This window comes from Nitrospirota bacterium (genome assembly GCA_030645475.1).
Lineage (GTDB): Bacteria > Nitrospirota > Nitrospiria > Nitrospirales > Nitrospiraceae > Palsa-1315.
In genome coordinates, this window is the sequence record JAUSMA010000029.1 from 68,754 (window position 1) to 87,144 (window position 18,391).

Annotated in this window: 22 protein-coding genes; all 22 read left to right on the forward strand. The window is 59.3% G+C overall.

Translation table 11 applies throughout. From position 1 onward, the window contains the following. Positions 1-169: 169 nt before the first annotated feature. Positions 170-973 (forward strand): sulfite exporter TauE/SafE family protein, encoded by an 804-nt coding sequence (locus Q7U76_07055; protein ID MDO8356129.1) that lies wholly within the window; start codon positions 170-172, stop codon positions 971-973. After that, positions 970-1,515, forward strand: coding sequence for a ubiquinol-cytochrome c reductase iron-sulfur subunit (locus Q7U76_07060; GenBank protein MDO8356130.1), 546 nt, complete (start codon positions 970-972; stop codon positions 1,513-1,515). Before Q7U76_07055 ends, Q7U76_07060 begins: the two co-directional genes overlap by 4 nt. Before the next feature lie 78 nt (positions 1,516-1,593). Further along, positions 1,594-2,916 (forward strand): cytochrome b N-terminal domain-containing protein, encoded by a 1,323-nt coding sequence (locus tag Q7U76_07065; GenBank protein ID MDO8356131.1) that lies wholly within the window; start codon positions 1,594-1,596, stop codon positions 2,914-2,916. 242 nt (positions 2,917-3,158) lie between these two features. Then, a complete protein-coding gene (locus tag Q7U76_07070; GenBank protein ID MDO8356132.1) occupies positions 3,159-3,998 on the forward strand; it encodes a c-type cytochrome in 840 nt (279 codons plus the stop codon). A 69-nt stretch (positions 3,999-4,067) separates the two neighbouring features. Next, complete coding sequence (locus tag Q7U76_07075; GenBank protein MDO8356133.1) at positions 4,068-4,505, forward strand: OsmC family protein; 438 nt, start codon at positions 4,068-4,070, stop codon at positions 4,503-4,505. Beyond that, positions 4,502-5,680, forward strand: coding sequence for a sulfite oxidase (locus Q7U76_07080; protein MDO8356134.1), 1,179 nt, complete (start codon positions 4,502-4,504; stop codon positions 5,678-5,680). Before Q7U76_07075 ends, Q7U76_07080 begins: the two co-directional genes overlap by 4 nt. Next, complete coding sequence (locus tag Q7U76_07085; GenBank protein ID MDO8356135.1) at positions 5,677-6,324, forward strand: c-type cytochrome; 648 nt, start codon at positions 5,677-5,679, stop codon at positions 6,322-6,324. The genes Q7U76_07080 and Q7U76_07085 overlap by 4 nt, the downstream gene beginning before the upstream one ends. A 37-nt stretch (positions 6,325-6,361) precedes the next feature. Further along, complete coding sequence (locus Q7U76_07090; protein MDO8356136.1) at positions 6,362-7,372, forward strand: c-type cytochrome; 1,011 nt, start codon at positions 6,362-6,364, stop codon at positions 7,370-7,372. 93 nt (positions 7,373-7,465) lie between these two features. Further along, positions 7,466-7,825: a DsrE family protein gene (locus tag Q7U76_07095; GenBank protein MDO8356137.1), complete on the forward strand. Its 360-nt coding sequence runs from the start codon at positions 7,466-7,468 to the stop codon at positions 7,823-7,825. A 155-nt stretch (positions 7,826-7,980) separates the two neighbouring features. Beyond that, positions 7,981-8,913 (forward strand): polyphosphate kinase 2, encoded by a 933-nt coding sequence (gene ppk2 / locus Q7U76_07100; protein MDO8356138.1) that lies wholly within the window; start codon positions 7,981-7,983, stop codon positions 8,911-8,913. Positions 8,914-8,932: 19 nt separating this feature from the next. Beyond that, a complete protein-coding gene (locus Q7U76_07105) occupies positions 8,933-9,376 on the forward strand; it encodes a DUF2231 domain-containing protein (protein MDO8356139.1) in 444 nt (147 codons plus the stop codon). Between the two features lie 49 nt (positions 9,377-9,425). Further along, complete coding sequence (locus Q7U76_07110; GenBank protein ID MDO8356140.1) at positions 9,426-9,986, forward strand: c-type cytochrome; 561 nt, start codon at positions 9,426-9,428, stop codon at positions 9,984-9,986. Between the two features lie 269 nt (positions 9,987-10,255). Further along, positions 10,256-10,567, forward strand: a complete 312-nt coding sequence (locus Q7U76_07115; GenBank protein ID MDO8356141.1) for a YtxH domain-containing protein — start codon at positions 10,256-10,258, stop codon at positions 10,565-10,567. Positions 10,568-10,595: 28 nt separating this feature from the next. Beyond that, positions 10,596-10,952 (forward strand): TraR/DksA C4-type zinc finger protein, encoded by a 357-nt coding sequence (locus Q7U76_07120; GenBank protein ID MDO8356142.1) that lies wholly within the window; start codon positions 10,596-10,598, stop codon positions 10,950-10,952. 3 nt (positions 10,953-10,955) lie between these two features. Next, the gene (locus Q7U76_07125) at positions 10,956-11,864 is read left to right on the forward strand and encodes a 2-oxoacid:acceptor oxidoreductase family protein (GenBank protein MDO8356143.1); all 909 of its coding nucleotides are present in this window, start codon (positions 10,956-10,958) and stop codon (positions 11,862-11,864) included. A gap of 76 nt (positions 11,865-11,940) precedes the next feature. Then, the gene (locus Q7U76_07130; protein MDO8356144.1) at positions 11,941-13,182 is read left to right on the forward strand and encodes a pyruvate synthase; all 1,242 of its coding nucleotides are present in this window, start codon (positions 11,941-11,943) and stop codon (positions 13,180-13,182) included. Positions 13,183-13,190: 8 nt separating this feature from the next. Further along, a complete protein-coding gene (locus tag Q7U76_07135; protein ID MDO8356145.1) occupies positions 13,191-14,123 on the forward strand; it encodes a thiamine pyrophosphate-dependent enzyme in 933 nt (310 codons plus the stop codon). A gap of 199 nt (positions 14,124-14,322) precedes the next feature. Continuing rightward, positions 14,323-14,643: a metalloregulator ArsR/SmtB family transcription factor gene (locus Q7U76_07140; GenBank protein MDO8356146.1), complete on the forward strand. Its 321-nt coding sequence runs from the start codon at positions 14,323-14,325 to the stop codon at positions 14,641-14,643. A gap of 49 nt (positions 14,644-14,692) precedes the next feature. Next, the gene (locus Q7U76_07145) at positions 14,693-15,523 is read left to right on the forward strand and encodes an arsenite methyltransferase (GenBank protein ID MDO8356147.1); all 831 of its coding nucleotides are present in this window, start codon (positions 14,693-14,695) and stop codon (positions 15,521-15,523) included. Positions 15,524-15,581: 58 nt separating this feature from the next. Further along, a complete protein-coding gene (locus Q7U76_07150; GenBank protein MDO8356148.1) occupies positions 15,582-16,058 on the forward strand; it encodes an arsenate reductase ArsC in 477 nt (158 codons plus the stop codon). A gap of 46 nt (positions 16,059-16,104) precedes the next feature. Further along, on the forward strand, positions 16,105-16,461 hold the full coding sequence (gene arsD, locus Q7U76_07155; GenBank protein ID MDO8356149.1) for an arsenite efflux transporter metallochaperone ArsD: 357 nt from the start codon (positions 16,105-16,107) through the stop codon (positions 16,459-16,461). A 28-nt stretch (positions 16,462-16,489) separates the two neighbouring features. Further along, entirely contained in the window at positions 16,490-18,283 is a 1,794-nt protein-coding gene (arsA, locus tag Q7U76_07160; protein MDO8356150.1) for an arsenical pump-driving ATPase, read from the forward strand. Positions 18,284-18,391 lie beyond the last annotated feature (108 nt).

The following is an 18,391-nucleotide window of genomic DNA, read 5'->3' on the forward strand; positions in this document are numbered from 1 at the left end:
CGGTCGGAGAATCGGACGACCAAGGAGCAGGCCATGGAGCGGGCACTTGTGGGGAGGGCTCTCGTGGCCTCAGCGTTCGTATCGCTTGCCGCTGGTTCGGTCCATTATGCGGTCAGGGGCGAGAAGATTTTGTATCCGGGGGTTTCATGAGCCTCACAAGAAGAGACACATGACGGGCGGCGATCCATCGATCCTTGTTGTCGTGGTGGGAAGTCTGGTCGGTCTTTCGCTGGGCGTCACGGGAAGCGGCGGGTCGCTGATCGCAATTCCCCTCCTGGTCTATGTGCTCGGGACGAGCGTACAGGAAGCCGTGAGTCTCTCGCTCGCGCTCGTCGCCGCTGCGGCCTGCATCGGCGCCATCGAGTCTTTCCAGTCGGGCCTCGTCAAGGTGAAGGCGGCGTTACTGTTGAGCGGCACTGGGATGATCGGCGGGTGGGTGGGAGTCGCCGGTCACCGGCTTGTCCGGGAGGAAATCACGCTCCTGCTCTTCGGCCTGCTGATGATCGTGGCGGCCGGACAGATGTGGTGGCGCACGACCTTGCGGGAGGATCCTGAGGAACGGAGCATCTGCGCGGACCTGTTTCCGCGGACCTGCTGGATGAAAGTGAGCGGGATCGGATTGGTGGTCGGCTTGTTGACTGGATTCTTTGGGGTCGGAGGAGGGTTTGTGATTGTGCCGGCCCTGACGCTGCTACTTGGATTTCCGATGCGGGTGGCGGTGGGGACTTCGCTGTTCATCATTACGCTGATTGCCCTGACGGGAGTCGCCGCATATGCTCGTCTGGCTCCGTTGGATGCGCGCATCCTCTCGTTCTTGATCGCCGGTGCAATTATCGGAATGCTGGCCGGGAGACAGGTGAGTCGCGCCCTCTCCCCCACGCTCTTAACCAGAGCCTTTGTCGTGGTCGCATGGGTGGTCGCGGTGATTCTCATCGGCCACAATCTCTGGAAGATCAACGGAGGAATCTTGTGAGTGAGCAACAGGGGGGCCTTGAAGAGGGAGGGGACTATACGCCTGTCGGTTCGAGGCGGACGTTTTTTGGCTGGGTGACGAAGGTAGCGGCAGGCTTGGTCGGGCTCGGGCTGGCAATTCCCTTGGCCGGGTATGTGATTTCACCAGCTCTGAAGCGCAGAGTCCAATCGTGGGTCGAGGTCGGTCGGGTCGATAGTTTGCCGGAAGGAGAACCGTCACAGCTTGAGTATGTGACGATCGTCAGAGACGGATACCTAGAGGCCAAGACCCAGAAGGCCGTCTGGGCGGTGAAACAGCCGGACGGAGCCGTCACCGTGTTCGCGCCTCTTTGCACGCATCTGGGGTGCGGCTATCACTGGGATACGACGGACCGGCAGTTCAAATGCCCCTGTCATGGAAGCGTTTATGATGTGACCGGAGCGGTGTTGGCCGGCCCTGCTCCTCGTGCGCTGGACCGCTTGCCGACAAAAATCGAATTAGGACGGGTGCTCGTCATGTACAAAGAGTTCAAGTCGGGATTGTCGAAGTCGGTGGAACTGTGAAATTGGTGAGCGGCGAGAGGGGTTCGGGAAATCCTACCACTCGCCCCTAGCCGCTTGCCTCTAGCCCGGAGCATTCTGATGCGAATCTACGAATGGTTTGACCGTCGCTTGAACCTCACGTCGGTCGAACGGACCCTGCTCGACGAGCCGATTCCCGGTGGCGCCAGCTGGATCTATGTGTTTGGCTCGGCGACGCTTTTTCTCTTCCTGCTCCAAGCCATCACCGGCATGTTTCTCGCCATCTATTATGCGCCGACGCCCGATCACGCCTATGACAGTATTCAGTTCATTGAAGAACAGGTCGCATTCGGCGCATTCGTGCGCGGGCTCCATCATTGGGGGGCCTCAGGGATGGTGGTCGCGATCGGGCTGCATATGCTCCAGACGTTTTTGTATGGGGCATACAAGTCGCCTCGCGAAGTGATGTGGATGGTCGGCGTCGTGCTCTTTCTTATCGTGATGGCGTTTGCCTTTACCGGCTATCTGTTGCCGTGGGATCAGACGGCCTATTGGGCAACGCAGATCGGGCTCAATATGGTGGGCACCGTTCCGCTGGTCGGAGAGTTCTTGATGAAGGTGATGCGGGGCGGGGAGCTGTTGGGGGCGCTCACGTTGTCCCGGTTCTTTGCCGTCCATGTGTTGTTTCTGCCGGCGATCCTGGTCACCATGATCGCCGCGCATCTCTTCATTCTGCGACGCGTGGGCCCGGCCGGGCCCTGGACCGATGAGCGGGCATCGCTCGGCCGCGAGACGTTCTATCCGAGGCAGGTCTATATGGACGCCGTCGTCATGCTGGCGGTGTTTGCCATTCTGGCGAGCCTTGCGCTGCTGGTGCCCTTTCCCTTGACCGACAAGGCGAATCCTTCCGACACCAGTTTCGTGCCGGTGCCGGAATGGTATTTTCTCTTCTATTACGAATTACTGAAATACGTGCATGGACCGTTGGAGCCGCTCGCGACCTGGGTCTTGCCGATGGTCGTGATCCTCGGCCTGTTCTTTTGGCCCTTCATCGACAGGAATCCGGTGCGCAATCCGATCAAGCGGCCTGCCGCACTGGTCTCTGGGCTGCTGTTTCTTCTCGTGGTCTTTTCGTTACTGGGCCTCTCGATCAAGAATCTCTATGCCGTGCCGCGCGTAGATCCGGCTCTCGCCAGGGGGCAGGCGCTCTATCAGCAATTCGGCTGCATCGGCTGTCATCGCATTCACGGTGAAGGCGGGGCCGTGGGGCCTGACCTGTCCTACATCGGCGACACGAGGCCTGACCGTGAATGGCATCTGAAACATTTTCGAGATCCTCAATCGGTATCGCCTGGGTCGTTCATGCCGAAGTTTCCGCTAGATGAGAAGCAACTCAACGATCTGGCGAGCTACATGCTGAGCCTTAAGCGAACCCCATCCTAAATGTTTGGGTGAGAGGCGCAGGGCCAGAGGTTAGGGGGCCAGGAGGAATGTTTTTCTCTTGTCTCGTCCCCCTTGCCACGTGCCTAGCCCCTGTGGCGTCCGGCAACAAGTCTGGAGTCGGCCCTGTGGCTTTTCGCTCCAGTAGAAATTGGTTCTGATGTCTAATCGATTGATTTAATGGTAAAAGCAGCAGGCACATTGTCGGCGCTAGTGGCACGGTCTTGGCACAGGGGAGAGATATTATGATGTGGCTGTTGTCGATGGTTCTCGGGATGACCATGCTCGTGAGCTGTGCCGGCGAGACGGCTCGGGTTCAGACCGAGGAGTTTCACGGGGCAGACCGAACCGAGAGTGCCGCAATCGAGTTCGCTCCGCCCTCTCCGGAGACCATTCCAGGCAGCCAACTCGGTGAACAGATCAGGCTTGGGTATGAGATTATTGTCCATACGCAGGAATATGGCCGGCCTTATGTTGGCAACCGTCTCAATTGCACCAACTGTCACCTCGATGGCGGACTCAACCCAAATGCAGCGTCATTTGTCGGCCTTACGTCAGTCTATCCCCTCTACCGCCCCCGCAACGCGAAGGTGAATACGCTCGCCGATCGCGTCAACGAATGCTTTGAACGAAGCCTCAATGGGCGAGCCCTTCCGCCGGACAGTTCCAAGATGCAGGCCATCGTGGCCTATATAACCTGGCTTTCTGAGGGAGTACCGCAAGGGGCGACCATTCCCTGGAGGGGTCTCCAGCATATTGACTCACGGCGGGCACTCGATCCAGCCAACGGGAAGAAGATATTTGCGAACAAATGTGCCTTCTGTCACGGCTCCGATGGCCTGGGAACGATGTCGGGGCCGCCGGTTTGGGGACCGAAGTCTTACAACATTGCCGCAGGTATGGCACGGGTGAGCGTTGCCGCCGCCTTCATCAAATCGAACATGCCGCGTACGCAGGGGTGGACCCTGTCGGACGACGATGCCTACGACGTCGCCGCGTTTATCAACGCGCAACCGCGGCCGGATTTTCCCGACAAAGTGCATGATTGGCCGAAGGGTGGTAAGCCTGCCGATTCGCCGTATTAGCGTATGAGATGTAAAGCGTCTCTCGCGAACGACGAGAGACGAGATACGAACGACGTAGGAGAGGGCGACATGAAACTCACAGCCGCATACCATGGCGGGACGCGCTACGACATCACGAGCGGCACACATCGCATTGTCACGGATCAACCGGCAGACGACGGAGGGCAGGATGCCGGGATGAGTCCGGTCGAACTGTTTGTTGGCTCGGTGGCCAGTTGCGTCGGGTATTTTGTCGGGCAGTTTTGCGCGCGCCACGATATCCCTCGGGACGGACTGAGGGTCGATGCCGAGTGGACGATGGCCGAAGGCCCGCATCGAGTCGGCGCCATCGCCCTGGCGATCCATCTTCCTCATCGCCTGCCGCCGGAGCTCAAAGAACGTTTGTTGAAAGTCGCGCATGGCTGCACCGTCCATCAGTCGCTGACGGTTGTGCCGAACGTGGCGATTACGCTGAATCCTCACAGCCATGTCGGGAACAATCCAACAGGAGGAACGATCACCCCATGACCATCTCGCGGCGTGTATTACTCGAACGGCTGCTGCAAGGGCTCGGAGTTGCGGCAATCGTCAATCAGCATGTTTCCGTTGCGCAGGCAGCCGGGGAAGAGTTGACCCGGAACGAGTCGGGGCCGTTGACGGTCCGGGTGACCAGGCCCTTCGATGCCGAAACGCCGGTGCACGAATTCAAACCGTTCCTGACACCCAACCATCGCTTCTTCGTGCGGAGTCATTTCGGCCCACCACAGCCTGAGGCCATCTCTGAGGCCAATTGGAGACTTCGCGTCGGTGGCCTGGTTGAACGATCGCAGGAATTTACGCTGAAAGACCTGCGTCAGATGGACGCCGTGACCATTACCGCTGTGGTCCAATGCAGCGGCAACGGTCGGGCATTTCACCGGCCCAAGGTCCCTGGCGTCCAATGGGAACGGGGTGCGGTCGGGAACGCAGAATGGACTGGGGTGCGGCTGCGGGATCTCTTGGCGAAGGCCGGGGTTCAAGCCGGGGCTCGTCACGTGCAGCTCCAAGGAGCGGATCGGCCTGTCGTGGCCTCGGTGCCCTTGTTTACTAGGAGTATTCCTCTGGAGAAAGCCCTCCATCCAGATACGATTCTCGCCTATGAAATGAACGGGCGTCCCTTGCCGCTCTTGCATGGCGCGCCATTACGAGTGATCACGCCGGGCTGGATGGCGGACTCCTGCATGAAGTGGCTGACGGAGATCACGGTGCAGGCGGAGGAGTCGAAGGGCTACTACATGCAGGTGGCCTATCGCGTGCCGACGCAGCCTGTGGAGTCCGGGACGACCCCGAACGTTCCCTCGACCCCCGTGGAAGCGATGGTGGTGAAGTCGCTCATCGCCGCGCCGCAAGAGGGTGAGACCGTGAAGTCCGGTCCCGTCACCATTCAAGGCATGGCGTGGAGTGGGGAGGCGAAGGTCGTGAAGGTCGAGGTGTCTTTTGACGAGGGGAAGACGTGGGAGTCGGCGAGGCTGGTAGGGGAAGATCATCCCTACGCGTGGAGACAGTGGCAGTTGGTCTGGAAGGCGAAGACGGCAGGCACGTTCACGATTCTCTGCCGTGCGACTGACGCCCGTGGGGAGCAGCAGCCGGCCACGACTCCCTGGAATCCGAGCGGATTTTTATGGAATGGGTGGGATCGTGTATCGGTGACGGTGACGGTATGAGTGTGAAACGTGAGACGGTAGGCGTGAGGCGAGAGAAGGGGCTGGCCATCGGCTTGCTTTTCTTCGGTGGTCTTCTGGTCCTTGCGATGACAACAGCGGCGCAGGAGGACGATTTGGCCATGGTGAGTGTTGCGCTGGCACCCCGTGCAGAGGGATTGATCATCGCGCGTTGTTCCGTCTGCCACAGTCCTGATCTCGTTGCCCAGCAGCGGTTGCCTCGCGCACGATGGGAAGCCACGGTCGAGAAAATGAAACATTGGGGCGCGGAGGTCTCCGACGACGAGGCGGATCTGCTCGTGCGGTATCTGTCGGCGCGGTATCACCCTGGTGCGCCGGATCGCCTGCCGCCGCTCGATAGCGACGTGAGGAAGGCTGAGCCGCTCACGCAGGACTCGGTGGCCGAAGGTCCGGTGACGGGAGTCGCCACCAGGGGCACCGGCATCTTTGAACATAATTGCCAGGCCTGTCATGGGACCGGCGCCACGGGCGGGATGGGCCCGAAGCTGGCAAAGAATCCGATTCTGAAACACGAGGACCTGTTTTGGGAGACGGTTCTGCATGGACGGGGGCCGATGCCGGCCTGGGGTTCGGTGCTGAGTCATCAAGAGATTGCCGATGTGCATGCATGGTTGTTGTCGAAGTAACGGTGAGAGGACCTCACCCCAGATGAAAGGAGCGGTCATGAATCTGCGGAAAGGGATTGTCATTGGCGGTGCGCTGTTGGCGTTGGTGGGACTGATGTCCACACCGCGGTTGCTCTTCGGGAGCGACCAGCCCCGCGCGAAGGAACTGATCCAGCAGGCCTGTGTCCAATGCCATCGCCTTGAAGGGCAAGCCGAGTCGCGATTCAACCTGCGTGCACCGGATCTTATTTGGGCCGGGAGCAAGTATAACCGCGCATGGCTGATTCGATGGCTCACAGGGAAAGAAGCGCCGCTCTATGTGAAAGGCTATCGCTGGGATCTCAGTGAAGGGGCGATGAAGCATCCGGTGGTCACCGAGACCGAGGCGAATGCGATTGCCGACTATTTCGACAAGAACAACAAAGATCCGCGGGTGAAAGTCGGGGCGTTCGATGTGTCAAAAGTCTCCAAGTATGAGGTGGCGTTCGGCGGCATGGCCTATAAGGCGCACGCCTGTCTCGGCTGTCATACGATCGAGGAAAACGGAAAACTCATCGGCGGGCAGCAAAGCATCGCGTTGGAGAAAGCCGGTCAGCGGTACAACATGGACTGGCTGTTCCGCTTCGGTCAGAACCCGCAAGATTTCATCATCCACACGGGCGAATTTGTGGCGGATGCTACGGAGCCGCAATTGCGCGCGGTGATCGGGTTCCTGGCAGCACAAGGCGTGCCGGACTTCAAATACTATGAGCCCTGGACGGCTCCGGAGTTCGGGAAGGCCAGTGCCGGGCGCGGAAAAGTGATTTACAAAGAGTACTGCATGCAGTGCCACGGGGCTGCCGGAAAAGGGGATGGACCGGCTGCGGCCACGATCGAACCGAAGCCGGCGATCCATGCCAACATCAACTTCAGCGAGGTGCCGACAGAATATCTCTACAATATGATCAATCATGGCGGCGCGGCGATGGGCAAGTCAGCCAATATGCCCTACTGGGGGCTGACCATCGGGCAGCAGGGCGTGGCTGACGTGATGGCCTATCTCAAAGCGAACTTCAAGGGCCCGAAGTAGGAAACACGTGTGAAGCGTCGTTCGTATCGCGCGGAGTGTGAATAACGCCCGCGAGGTACGAACGAGGAACGACCAAGGACGGAGGAGCAATCGATGGCGACGTTTATCATTTCAGGTAGCCGGGGTACGGATGATCCCACGATGGCAACCTTGCCCTTCATGGCAGCAAAAGTAGCGAAGGAGCAAGGGCATGACGTCGTGCTCTGGCTGTGGAACGAATCCGTGACGCTCGGACGCAAGGGCACTGCCGAGCATGTGACGGGAGTCAACCTGACGCCGTTGAAGGATGTATTGTCTGCTGTGCAGGCTGCGAATATTCCCATTTGGGTCTGCGGGGCCTGCGCTGTGGCACGGCAGATCGGCACAGGAGATCTCGTTTCTGGCGCAACGATCAAAGGCATGGCAGACTATATCAAGGCCGTGGCCGAGCGTGACCGCAACGTCGCATTTTGATTTTGCAGCGAAGAAAGGAATCTCCTATGTCAGCCGATGGTAAATCGACCGGGAAGTCAAAAGGCAGCAAAGATCGAGTAGACGAGGCGGACATCGACGAGTCCGTCGAGAAGGGCGGGCGGTTCGATGTCAATGGGTTAGAGACCATTCCCACGATGGTGCCGCGAGAAGGGGACGGCTACCACCCGCTAGGCAGTAGGTCGGTCGCACAGGGGCTCGGACGCATCGGCGAATCGGGCCATGCCTTGACCGACGACGATCTCAGACGGGTCAACACAAGGAAAGGCCTTCTTCAACTACTCGAGAACAAAGCTGTTGATATCGAGGAAGTCCGCAAGACTTTGCTGTACGAGCAGGAGTTGCGGCAACTACAAGTTGAATTGGTCAGACTGCAACGGTGGGTTCAAAGCAACGGAGAACGGATCGCGATCCTGGTCGAAGGCCGCGATGCAGCCGGGAAGGGTGGCACGATCCGCCGGTTTACCGAGCATCTGAATCCTCGCGCCATGCGGGTAGTCGCGTTGCCGAAACCCTCGGACGAAGAGCGAGGCCAATGGTACTTTCAGCGCTATATTCGCCAGTTGCCCAACAAGGGCGAGATCGTGTTCTTCGACCGCAGTTGGTACAACCGTGCGGTGGTCGAACCGGTAATGGGATTCTGCACCAAGAAGGAACATCAGCGGTTCCTGCAGCAGGTTCCGGAATTCGAACATATGCTCTATGAAGATGGCGTGACCATCATCAAGTTCTGGTTCTCCATCTCCAAGGACGAGCAGGCGAAGCGATTCGAGGCGCGCAGACAGAATCCGCTCAAGCAATGGAAGCTGAGCCCGGTCGATGAAAAGGCGCAGGAGCTGTGGGACTCCTATACCCGCTACAAAGAAGAAATGTTCAGCAAGACACATGCAACGTTCAGTCCATGGATCATCGTCAAAGCTAACGACAAGCAGGCGGCACGATTAGAAAGCCTCCGGCACGTGCTGAATCTGCTCCCGTACAAGGGCAAAGAGGAAGCGCCGATCCGTCTGACACCGGACCCCAATGTGATTACCCGATTCCACCGCAAGATGGTGGAATTGGATTTGTGACAGGAAAGAAAAAGACTTGATGCATCCGATTCATCCGATCGTCGTCCATTTTCCCATTGCGCTGTTGTGCGCCAGCGTCGCATTTGATGCCCTCGCCTCTCGCTGGCCGACCGGAGGTCTTCGGGAGACAAGCCTCTATACCCTGCTAGCCGGTGTCTTGAGCGCAGGGCTGGCAGTGGTGACGGGTGGAATGGAGGAGGATCTGGCCGAGCGGGCCGGTGCGCCGGAATCGGTGCTTGAGTTGCACGAGAGCTTGGGTACGGTCACGCTGGTCGTCTTCGTTGCGCTGTTGGGGTTGCGGCTCGCCATGCAGTGGGGGTGGCTCAAAGAAATCCGTGCTCTGACTCTCGGTCTTGGTGCGATCGGGATTGTCATCCTGGCTCTGACCGGCTATTGGGGCGGCGAGCTCGTCTATACCTACGTAATTGGTATGAAAGCCATCATGTCCCCGGTGACGCCCTAACAGGATGCTGAACGCTGAACGGCGATCAGATAATCAAAGGAGTAATGCGATGAAGACGGGTATATTCACGGCCTTGGTCACGGTGGTGTCTCTTGCCATCCCTGCCTGGGCTGCGGAGCGACAGATCATGCAGCCACGGGTACCGGTCGACAAACTGGCCGAAGCCCGTGCTCTGACGAGCCCCTTGCCTGGTTCCCCGGAGGTTGTCGCGCAGGGCAAGGCGCTCTACAACGGCAAAGGCACCTGCTTCAACTGTCATGGGAAAGACGGGAGCGGTACTGGGCCGGTGGCGGCCCAGTTGGATCCGTCGCCTCGCAACTTCCAACATCATGGATTCTGGCGCCACCGGACGGAGGGCGAAATCTTCTGGGTGATCAAGCATGGATCGATCGGGACCAGCATGGTGGGATTTGGTGACCAGCTGACGGACGAAGAAATCTGGAGCATCATCCAGTACGAACGCAGTTTTCCCGGCGAACATGGCCCGGGTATGATGGGCCATGGTGACGGCATGGGGTCCATGATGGGGCCGGGCGGCGGCATGGGCGGTATGGAACAGGGTGGACCGAGAGGTGGCATGGGGCCTCGTGGCGGTGAATGTTGTCCCTGATTCGACGTGAAGCCTCAGGTGTCAGTTGCTACCACATTGATCTCGTAGAGATGCTGCGAGCCTTCCACGCATAGTAGAGCTGTTGCCTTTCGCGACAATGGCTTTCCCTTTTCAGCCCTGGAATGCCCCAGGGGCCTCGCTCCATTTTTCTCGCGATTTCTTAAGCCCCCGTCAAACCACAGTAATCGGTGATTCCTTCGTGCTGACTTTCTGGCACGCCCTTCGCTTTTCATCTAAACAGAACCCCATCTATCCAAGGAGGAATCGCTATGGACAATCAAGAGACAAAAGGTTCAGTCCAGGCCGTTGCGCTGGCCTTCATTGGGGGAGCGGTGGCCGGAGTCGTGGCCGGCCTTCTTCTTGCTCCGCAGTCGGGGGAAGATACGCGACGGGATTTGAAGCGCTATGCCAGGAGGGCCGAGGAGGAGGTCCTGGAGAAGGCGAAGGAGGCGCGTGCCGCCCTTGATGAGACCATCGAACGCGGGAAGCATTTCCTCGCAGAGAAAGCGGCGGATGTCGAAGCGGCGGTCAAGGCAGGACGAGAGACCGTGAAGGAAAAAATGGACAAATGTTGCAGCTGACGTTGCCTCGGCAGGAAGGGGTATTGCGATGCTACTGGTCGACGATATTCGGAAGAAGCTGCTCACCCAACGGCGCGAGCTGTTTTACCAGGTTGCACAAACGGAAGACGAGCTGCTCTGGCTTGAGACCGATGTCGAGAGCGAAGTGGGGGAGCGGGGGCAGGAAGAGAGTATGGTGCGCCTGCTCGATCGTCTGGATGGACGAGCGAAGACTGAGATCGAAGAGATCGACCGGGCGCTCGTCAAGCTGGAGGCCGGGCGATATGGCCGATGCGAACAGTGCGGAAAGGACATCCCTCAGTCCAGACTGGAAGCCGTTCCTGCGGCGGCCATGTGTATGGCTTGCGCAGAGGCAGGGGAGAAGCAGGCGGCGTTGAGGACATAACTGATGCGAGCGGTTCGCTTTCATGGCCGGGGCGGGCAGGGTGCGAAGACCGCGAGCCGCATCCTGGGAACGGCTGCGTTCCTGGAAGGGTTCGTGGCGCAGGACTCACCGATTTATGGGGCCGAGCGGCGCGGTGCGCCGGTTGCAGCGTTCACGCGTATCGATACCCTGCCGATCAAGCAGCGTGGGGCCATCGTCCATCCCGATCTTGTCGTGGTTGCCGACGCGTCGCTCGTACAGGATCCCGCCGCCCGCGTGTTGGAGGGTATCGATGAACGAACGGCGGTCTTCGTCAATTCCCCGCTGATCGCCGAACAGTTTCAAGCCAAGACTTCTCTACCGGGTCGCTTGACTACGCTGGATCTGACGGACATCGCCCTGCAGCAGTTTGGAAAGCGCGGCGCGATCAGCGCCCTCCTCGGTGCCGTCGCAGGACGACTCGTCGGGTTGCAGCGGGAATCGATCAGAGAAGCCATTGCGCGGGAGTTGGCGGATCTCGGACTTGCTGCCGCGGTCATCGAGCGGAATCAAACGACCGCACTGCAATGTTACGACGCGGTTCCCGCAGTTCCCCTTGAAACAGGCTCGCCGCGGCCGATCGTCCCGGTGCTGCTTCGAACGCCGACCTACGAACCACCGACCAGAGGAACCGCTGGCATTACGGCAGGCCCCAATTCAGCAATCCGGTCCGTGGCGGGATGGCGCACCTTTCGGCCAGTTCTTCGTCCGGACCTGTGCAACGGATGTTGGCTGTGTTTTGCCAATTGTCCGGAGGGGGCAATCGCGATCAAGCCGGACGGTAAGCCGGCGATCTACTATCCCCACTGCAAGGGCTGCCTCGATTGTGTCGAAGTCTGTCCAACCGATGCCTTGACGGTCGAGAGAGAGACGGAAGCGGCGCGTGAGGCATGAAACGTTGAACTGGTTTTTCTGGTTGAACCAGACAAACCGGATAGACCAGAAAAACTAGACAGACTAGACCGACCAGATGAACCAGACAAACCAGATGATGACCGGAAATCTCGCGGCAGCCTGGGGTGCACGTCTCGCCGATGTGGACTATGTGCCGGCATTTCCGATCACCCCGCAGACAGAAATTGTCGAGACCTTATCGAAATGGTGCGGCACCGGGGCCTTGAATGCCCGCTTCGTCACCATGGACTCGGAGCACTCGATGATGACTGCGGCGGGAGCCGCTGCTGCAACCGGTGCCCGCGTGTTCACGGCGACGTCGAGTCAAGGGCTCCTCCACGCGTTTGAAGTGTTGTACACCGTCGCGGGGTGGCGGGTACCCTTGGTGCTGGTGAATGTCTCGCGGGCCTTGGCCTCTCCCATCACGCTGGAGCCGGATCATAACGATGTGCTGGCGGCGCGCGATTCCGGGTTCTTGCAGATTCATGCGGAGACCTGTCAGGAGATCGTCGACTCGATCCTCATGGCCTATCGCATTGCAGAGGATCCGCGTGTCTGTCTCCCGGTCATGGTCAACCTCGACGGGTTCTATTTGTCATTCACCCGTGAGCCGGTGATCTTGCCTGATCCTCGCATGGTGCAGGCCTTCCTGCCGGCATATCGACCGACCCATTTGGGATTCAAAGCTTCGTCGCCACGCGCACTGGGGACAGCCGTGTTAGGTGGCGCCACCTACAGCTACTTCCGGCATCAGAACCATCTCGCGTCGATGAATGCGCTGCTCGTACATGAGGAAGCTGCCGTGGATTTCGAACGGCTCTGTGGCCGCCGCTACGATCTGGTCGAGGGGTACCGACTCGACGATGCGGAGGATGTGTTGATCATGACCAACGCCTTTGCGAGCAAAGGCAAGGCGGCGGTCGATGTTGCGAGGGCAGAGGGCAAGCGAGTGGGTCTGCTGCGGCTGCGCGTGATCCGCCCATGGCCGGCTGACGCGATTCGTCACGCATTGCAAGGGCGTCGGGCAGTGGCAGTCCTGGATCAGAATCTGTCCCCCGGGCAGGGCGGCATTCTCTTTCAGGAGATTGCGGCCTCTCTGTATCACGAGGCGCTGCGGCCGCGGGCGCTCTGTTCGTTCATCGGAGGCCTGGGAGGAAAAAATCTGTCGGAGGGCGAGTTCCGGGCGATCTTCGAGCAGACAGCCGAAGCAGGAGTCCGCGGCAAAGGGATCGGGCCGGTGCTGCTCTATACCGAAATGGAATATCGTGAGATGGAGCAGCTGCAATATCTGGCGCACGATCTTAAGACAGGCAAGTGAGAGAAGGCATGGCCTGGGAACCGCACATGTTCAAAGAGCTGCATCAGATCCCCCGCGAGGAGCATGTGTTTCCGGGGACGCCGTTGTGCGCCGGCTGCGGCGGGCTGGAGTCCTTGCGGCTCGCGTCCAAAGTGCTCGGCAGCCACGTCGTCTATGTGAATGCGGCCGGCTGCTTCACCAACTTGGCGGCCTTCCCCTTTACACCGCTCGACGCCTCCTGGCTCTACACGACGATGGGGTCTGCGCCGGCCGGCGCACAAGGCGTGCGTGACGCACTCGATGTGTTGATCGCCAAAGGCCGGTTACCGAAAGAAGAGGATCTGAAAGTCGTCGTGTTGGGCGGGGACGGGTCCACTTACGACATGGCGCTCTCATCGACATCCGGAGCCATTACCAGAAAACTGGATTTCTACTATTTCTGTTACGACAACGAAGCCTACGGCAATACGGGCGTCCAACTGAGTCCTGCCACACCCTATGGAGCTCGCACGTCGACGTCGCCCTGTGGGGTGCAACATCCGGCCGGGACGACGCAGGAAAAGAAAGACATCTTTGAAATCTGGCGCGCGCACAAGCCGCCCTATATGGCAACGGTGTCCCCTCGTTTTCCGCTCGATCTCGAAGAGAAGTTTGCGCGCGCAGAGGAATATCGCGGCCCCAAACTCTTCCTGGCCTTCGCGGCCTGTCCCACTGGTTGGTTGTTCGACCCAGCCTATACACCCGATGTGGCGAGGTTGGCAGTGGAGTGCGGGCTCTGGCCGCTCAAAGAAGCGATCAATGGAACAGTCACCCACACCTACATTCCCAAGCGGAAGCCGGTGGAAGAGTATCTGAAATTACAGGGCCGATTCCGGCATCTGTTCGAACCGACCAGGCAGGACGAAGCCATTCGGCACATTCAAGCGCGGGTCGATGATTATTGGAAGCAGGTCAACGGATAATTATCGTGCATGGAGGTGCCTCATAGAAATCAAAGTACTCATGTGTAACTGCAAAGGGCTCGGCGATTCATTCAAAGATTCCGATATGAATACACTTCCGTCACTTGAGGCCATCGTCTGATTGATCGGGGGATGGCCCTTTGTTTTTACGGGCTTTCTCTCCCTTGACTCATCAATAAATGTTGTTATGATGACAAGCATGACGACGACGATCAAGCGGCGAGACACAGGCCTGAGTCTTTTTCATGCCTTGTCAGACGACACGCGACTGGAGATCATGGAGCGCCTAAAAGACGGTGAGCGATGTGTGTGCGACCTCACCGATGCACTCAAGACGGGGCAGTCGCGTCTGTCCTTTCATCTGAAAGTGCTCAAGAATGCGGGACTGATCACGGATCGTCCAGAGGGCCGATGGATGTATTATGCTTTGAATAGAGCAGCCCTGGAGGAATTGGACGCGGTGGTCCAATCGTTACAGGGCTCGCGCCCAGGGGTGGGCTCCTCGTCCCGGTGTCGTTAGTTTTGGCGCCGATTAATCAACATTCGTTGATCAATAGAAGGAGTGCGTGATGAATAGCCAAGAGATCAAGGAATTTGTGAAGGCCGAGTACGGGCAGGCGGCGTTGCAGGCGAAACGAGGCGGCAGTTCCTGCTGTGGATCGGTTTCGGAACGAGCCGCCCCCATCACCTCCAATCTCTACGAGGTGACGGACACAGAGGCGTTACCGGCGGAGGCCGTCTTGGCGTCGCTAGGGTGCGGGAACCCCACAGCGCTGGCCGAACTCAAGCCTGGCGAGACGGTCTTAGATCTGGGGTCAGGCGGTGGAATCGATGTCTTGTTGTCGGCCCGTCGGATTGGACCGACCGGTAAGGTGTATGGACTGGATATGACGGACGAGATGCTCGCCTTGGCGCGGGAGAACCAGCAGAAATCTGGCGTGCAAAATGTGGAGTTCCTCAAGGGTGAGATCGAGGACATTCCACTGGCGAATCAACTCGTCGACGTGATCATCTCGAACTGTGTCATCAATCTCTCGTCCGACAAAGATCGCGTGCTGGCCGAGGCGTTCCGGGTCCTGAAGCCTGGCGGTCGGCTTGCCGTCTCCGATGTGGTCGTGCGTGGCGACGTCCCGGCGGAGATTCGCCACAGCGTCGAACTGTGGATGGGCTGTGTCGCGGGTGCCTTGGAAGAGTCCGCCTACCGGGACAAATTAGTGAAGGCGGGGTTCCACGATATCGAGATCGTTCCCACACGCATCTATCGCGCCGAGGATGCCAAAGACTTCTTAGCCGGCGCGGGACTCAATGTGGAGGTTCTGGCGCCGCAGATGGATGGTAAGTTCATGAGCGCATTCATCCGCGCAAGGAAACCGCTGGAATCTGAACTGAGACCGACCTAGGACATTCCCCCTGTGATCGTGCATGGCAGACGACGCGCATTCGAAAGGAGACGACATCGTGAATATCCTGTTCCTCTGTACCGGCAACTCCTGCCGGTCTGTATTGGCCGAGGCTACGTTTAATGCATTGGCAGGCGCTGAGTGGCGTGCCATGAGCGCGGGCAGTCATCCGACCGGCACGGTACATCCGCGATCCCTGGCCTTACTACAGCGCGAAGGCATTTCGCCCGAGGGTTTGCACAGCAAGTCGTGGATCGGCTTGCCTGCCATTCCCGATATCGTCATCACGGTGTGCGGCAACGCAGCCGGTGAGACCTGTCCCGCCTATCTCGGTCCGGTGTTGCGCGCCCACTGGGGCGTGGAGGATCCGGCCAAAGCGACGGGGACCGAGGCCGAAATCGACGCCCAGTTCGAGCGGGCCTATCGCACCCTGCGCGCCCGCATCGAAGCATTCTTGAAACTGCCGCTTGAGCGGCTCAGGCAGGATCGTGAGCAGTTCGCGGTCGAACTAGATCGCATTGCAACGCTGTCATAAAACTATTTCTATTCACTCCTGTTTCACGATTTCATGGAGGTTCAACATGACGAAGATCGACGTGTATGACTCGGCGATGTGCTGCAGTACTGGTGTCTGTGGGGTCGATGTGGATCAGCGATTGGTGAACTTTGCCGCAGATGTCGAGTGGGCGAAGCAGCAAGGCATGACGATCGAACGCTTTAACCTGGGGCAACAACCGTTGCAGTTCGCCAACAACGCCAGGGTCAAAGGTTTTTTACAGCGCTCAGGGGAGGCCTCGCTTCCGCTGATTCTGGTGGACGGAGAAGTGGCCCTGGCCGGGCGGTATCCCAACCGGGCTGAGCTGACGCGCTGGGCGGGCGTAGCCGCTACACCAATCCAGAACAAGACAGAAGGCAGCTGTTGTGGTGGCTCATGCTGATGGGTCCGTCACGTCACAGGAGTGCGGCATGCGGTTTCTAGAGAACCCACCCACGTTTCTATTTTTTACCGGCAAAGGTGGCGTCGGCAAAACGTCGCTGTCCTGCGCCACCGCGATCCATCTGGCTCGGCAGGGCAAGAAGGTCCTCCTGGTCAGTACCGATCCTGCGTCCAACGTCGGCCAGGTGTTCAGCCAGACGATCGGCAACCACATCACCGCCATTCATGCCGTACCAGGACTCTCCGCCCTGGAGATCGACCCGCAACTGGCGGCGCAGCAGTACCGCGAACGTATCGTCGGCCCGGTGCGCGGACAGCTGCCGGATTCCGTGGTGAAGAGCATTGAAGAACAACTCTCCGGAGCCTGTACCACCGAAATCGCTGCCTTTGATGAATTCACCGCGTTACTCACCGATGCGGTGTTGATTGCCGGCTATGATCACATCATCTTCGACACCGCACCGACCGGCCATACCATCCGTCTGCTGCAACTACCTGGCGCATGGAGCGGCTTTATTGAAACGAATCCGGGAGGCGCCTCTTGTCTCGGCCCATTGTCGGGTCTGGAAAAACAACGACAGCGGTACGCGGACGCAGTCAAGGCGCTGTCCGATCCCGGCCGTACCCGTCTGATCCTGGTGGCTCGCGCACAGAAAGGCACGTTGGATGAGGTCGCGCGCACGCATCAGGAACTGGCCGCCATCGGCCTGTCCAGGCAACATCTCGTCATCAACGGAGTCTTGCCGGAGCGCGAAGCGGCACACGATGCGCTGGCTGCCGCCATCCGTCGCCATGAGCAGGAGGCGCTCGCCGCGATGCCTGCCCTGTTGCGCTCCTTGCCCATCGATTACCTGCCGCTTAAGGCAGTCAACCTCGTCGGGGTCGAGGCGCTGAGTAATCTGTTCTCGGATCGAGATGAGGTCGCGCCTGTGACCGCTGGTACGTTCGCCGACTTCATCGATCTTCCGCGGCTGTCGACGCTGGTCGATGAGATCGCCAAAACCGGCCATGGTCTCGTCATGATGATGGGCAAGGGAGGTGTCGGCAAAACCACGCTCGCGGCTGCGGTGGCAGTGGCCCTGGCCCAGCGTGGCCTTCCCGTGCATTTGACGACATCCGATCCTGCCGCCCACCTGACCGACACGTTGTCCGGAACGATGGCCAATCTGGACGTCAGCCGTATCGATCCGCAGGCGGAGATCACCCGTTATCGGCAACATGTGCTCGACACCAAAGGCCAGGATCTCGATGCCGAAGGCCGTGCCATGCTGGAAGAAGACTTGCGCTCGCCCTGCACCGAAGAAATCGCGGTGTTCCAAGCGTTCTCACGCATCATCCGCGAGGCCGGCAAGAAATTTGTCGTGATGGATACAGCGCCGACCGGGCACACCCTGCTGCTGCTCGATGCCACTGGAGCCTATCACCGCGACGCGACCCGCCATATCGATTCACATCTGCATCACACGACGCCGATGATGCGACTGCAAGACCCGGCGCGCACCAAGGTGATGATTGTGACCTTGGCGGAAACCACGCCGGTGCTGGAAGCCGCCCATTTACAGGAAGAGCTGCGCCGCGCCGGTATCGAACCCTGGGCCTGGCTGATCAACAACAGCCTGTCCGCAGCGCCGACCTCGTCGCCCCTGCTGAAGCAGCGGGCTTCGTTCGAGCTGGCTCAGATCGAGGCGGTGCGTACCAGGTACGCCACACACATTGCCCTCGTGCCGATGCAGGCCGAGGAGCCCATTGGCATCGAACGGTTGCTCAATCTCGTCGAGCCGCAGCGCGCGCCGGACCTCGCCATCGCGACCCGCACAGCATAGAAAGAAGCCCTGCCCTCCTTCTGCAATTACATTGCAGCCACAATCGTCTCCTACGAAGGAACAGCACAAGAATACAAAGTGACCGGGGCTGTGCCTCCAATTGTCGCA

Excerpts from the sequence above, each read along its gene's own strand:
- Q7U76_07055 (MDO8356129.1), top strand. The coding sequence starts at position 170 with ATGACGGGCGGCGATCCATCGATCCTTGTTGTCGTGGTGGGAAGTCTG.
- Q7U76_07065 (MDO8356131.1), top strand. The coding sequence starts at position 1,594 with ATGCGAATCTACGAATGGTTTGACCGTCGCTTGAACCTCACGTCGGTC.
- Q7U76_07070 (MDO8356132.1), top strand. The coding sequence starts at position 3,159 with ATGATGTGGCTGTTGTCGATGGTTCTCGGGATGACCATGCTCGTGAGC.
- Q7U76_07075 (MDO8356133.1), top strand. The coding sequence starts at position 4,068 with ATGAAACTCACAGCCGCATACCATGGCGGGACGCGCTACGACATCACG.
- Q7U76_07080 (MDO8356134.1), top strand. The coding sequence starts at position 4,502 with ATGACCATCTCGCGGCGTGTATTACTCGAACGGCTGCTGCAAGGGCTC.
- Q7U76_07085 (MDO8356135.1), top strand. The coding sequence starts at position 5,677 with ATGAGTGTGAAACGTGAGACGGTAGGCGTGAGGCGAGAGAAGGGGCTG.
- Q7U76_07090 (MDO8356136.1), top strand. The coding sequence starts at position 6,362 with ATGAATCTGCGGAAAGGGATTGTCATTGGCGGTGCGCTGTTGGCGTTG.
- Q7U76_07095 (MDO8356137.1), top strand. The coding sequence starts at position 7,466 with ATGGCGACGTTTATCATTTCAGGTAGCCGGGGTACGGATGATCCCACG.
- ppk2 (MDO8356138.1), top strand. The coding sequence starts at position 7,981 with ATGGTGCCGCGAGAAGGGGACGGCTACCACCCGCTAGGCAGTAGGTCG.
- Q7U76_07105 (MDO8356139.1), top strand. The coding sequence starts at position 8,933 with ATGCATCCGATTCATCCGATCGTCGTCCATTTTCCCATTGCGCTGTTG.
- Q7U76_07110 (MDO8356140.1), top strand. The coding sequence starts at position 9,426 with ATGAAGACGGGTATATTCACGGCCTTGGTCACGGTGGTGTCTCTTGCC.
- Q7U76_07115 (MDO8356141.1), top strand. The coding sequence starts at position 10,256 with ATGGACAATCAAGAGACAAAAGGTTCAGTCCAGGCCGTTGCGCTGGCC.
- Q7U76_07120 (MDO8356142.1), top strand. The coding sequence starts at position 10,596 with ATGCTACTGGTCGACGATATTCGGAAGAAGCTGCTCACCCAACGGCGC.
- Q7U76_07125 (MDO8356143.1), top strand. The coding sequence starts at position 10,956 with ATGCGAGCGGTTCGCTTTCATGGCCGGGGCGGGCAGGGTGCGAAGACC.
- Q7U76_07130 (MDO8356144.1), top strand. The coding sequence starts at position 11,941 with ATGAACCAGACAAACCAGATGATGACCGGAAATCTCGCGGCAGCCTGG.
- Q7U76_07135 (MDO8356145.1), top strand. The coding sequence starts at position 13,191 with ATGGCCTGGGAACCGCACATGTTCAAAGAGCTGCATCAGATCCCCCGC.
- Q7U76_07140 (MDO8356146.1), top strand. The coding sequence starts at position 14,323 with ATGACGACGACGATCAAGCGGCGAGACACAGGCCTGAGTCTTTTTCAT.
- Q7U76_07145 (MDO8356147.1), top strand. The coding sequence starts at position 14,693 with ATGAATAGCCAAGAGATCAAGGAATTTGTGAAGGCCGAGTACGGGCAG.
- arsD (MDO8356149.1), top strand. The coding sequence starts at position 16,105 with ATGACGAAGATCGACGTGTATGACTCGGCGATGTGCTGCAGTACTGGT.
- arsA (MDO8356150.1), top strand. The coding sequence starts at position 16,490 with ATGCGGTTTCTAGAGAACCCACCCACGTTTCTATTTTTTACCGGCAAA.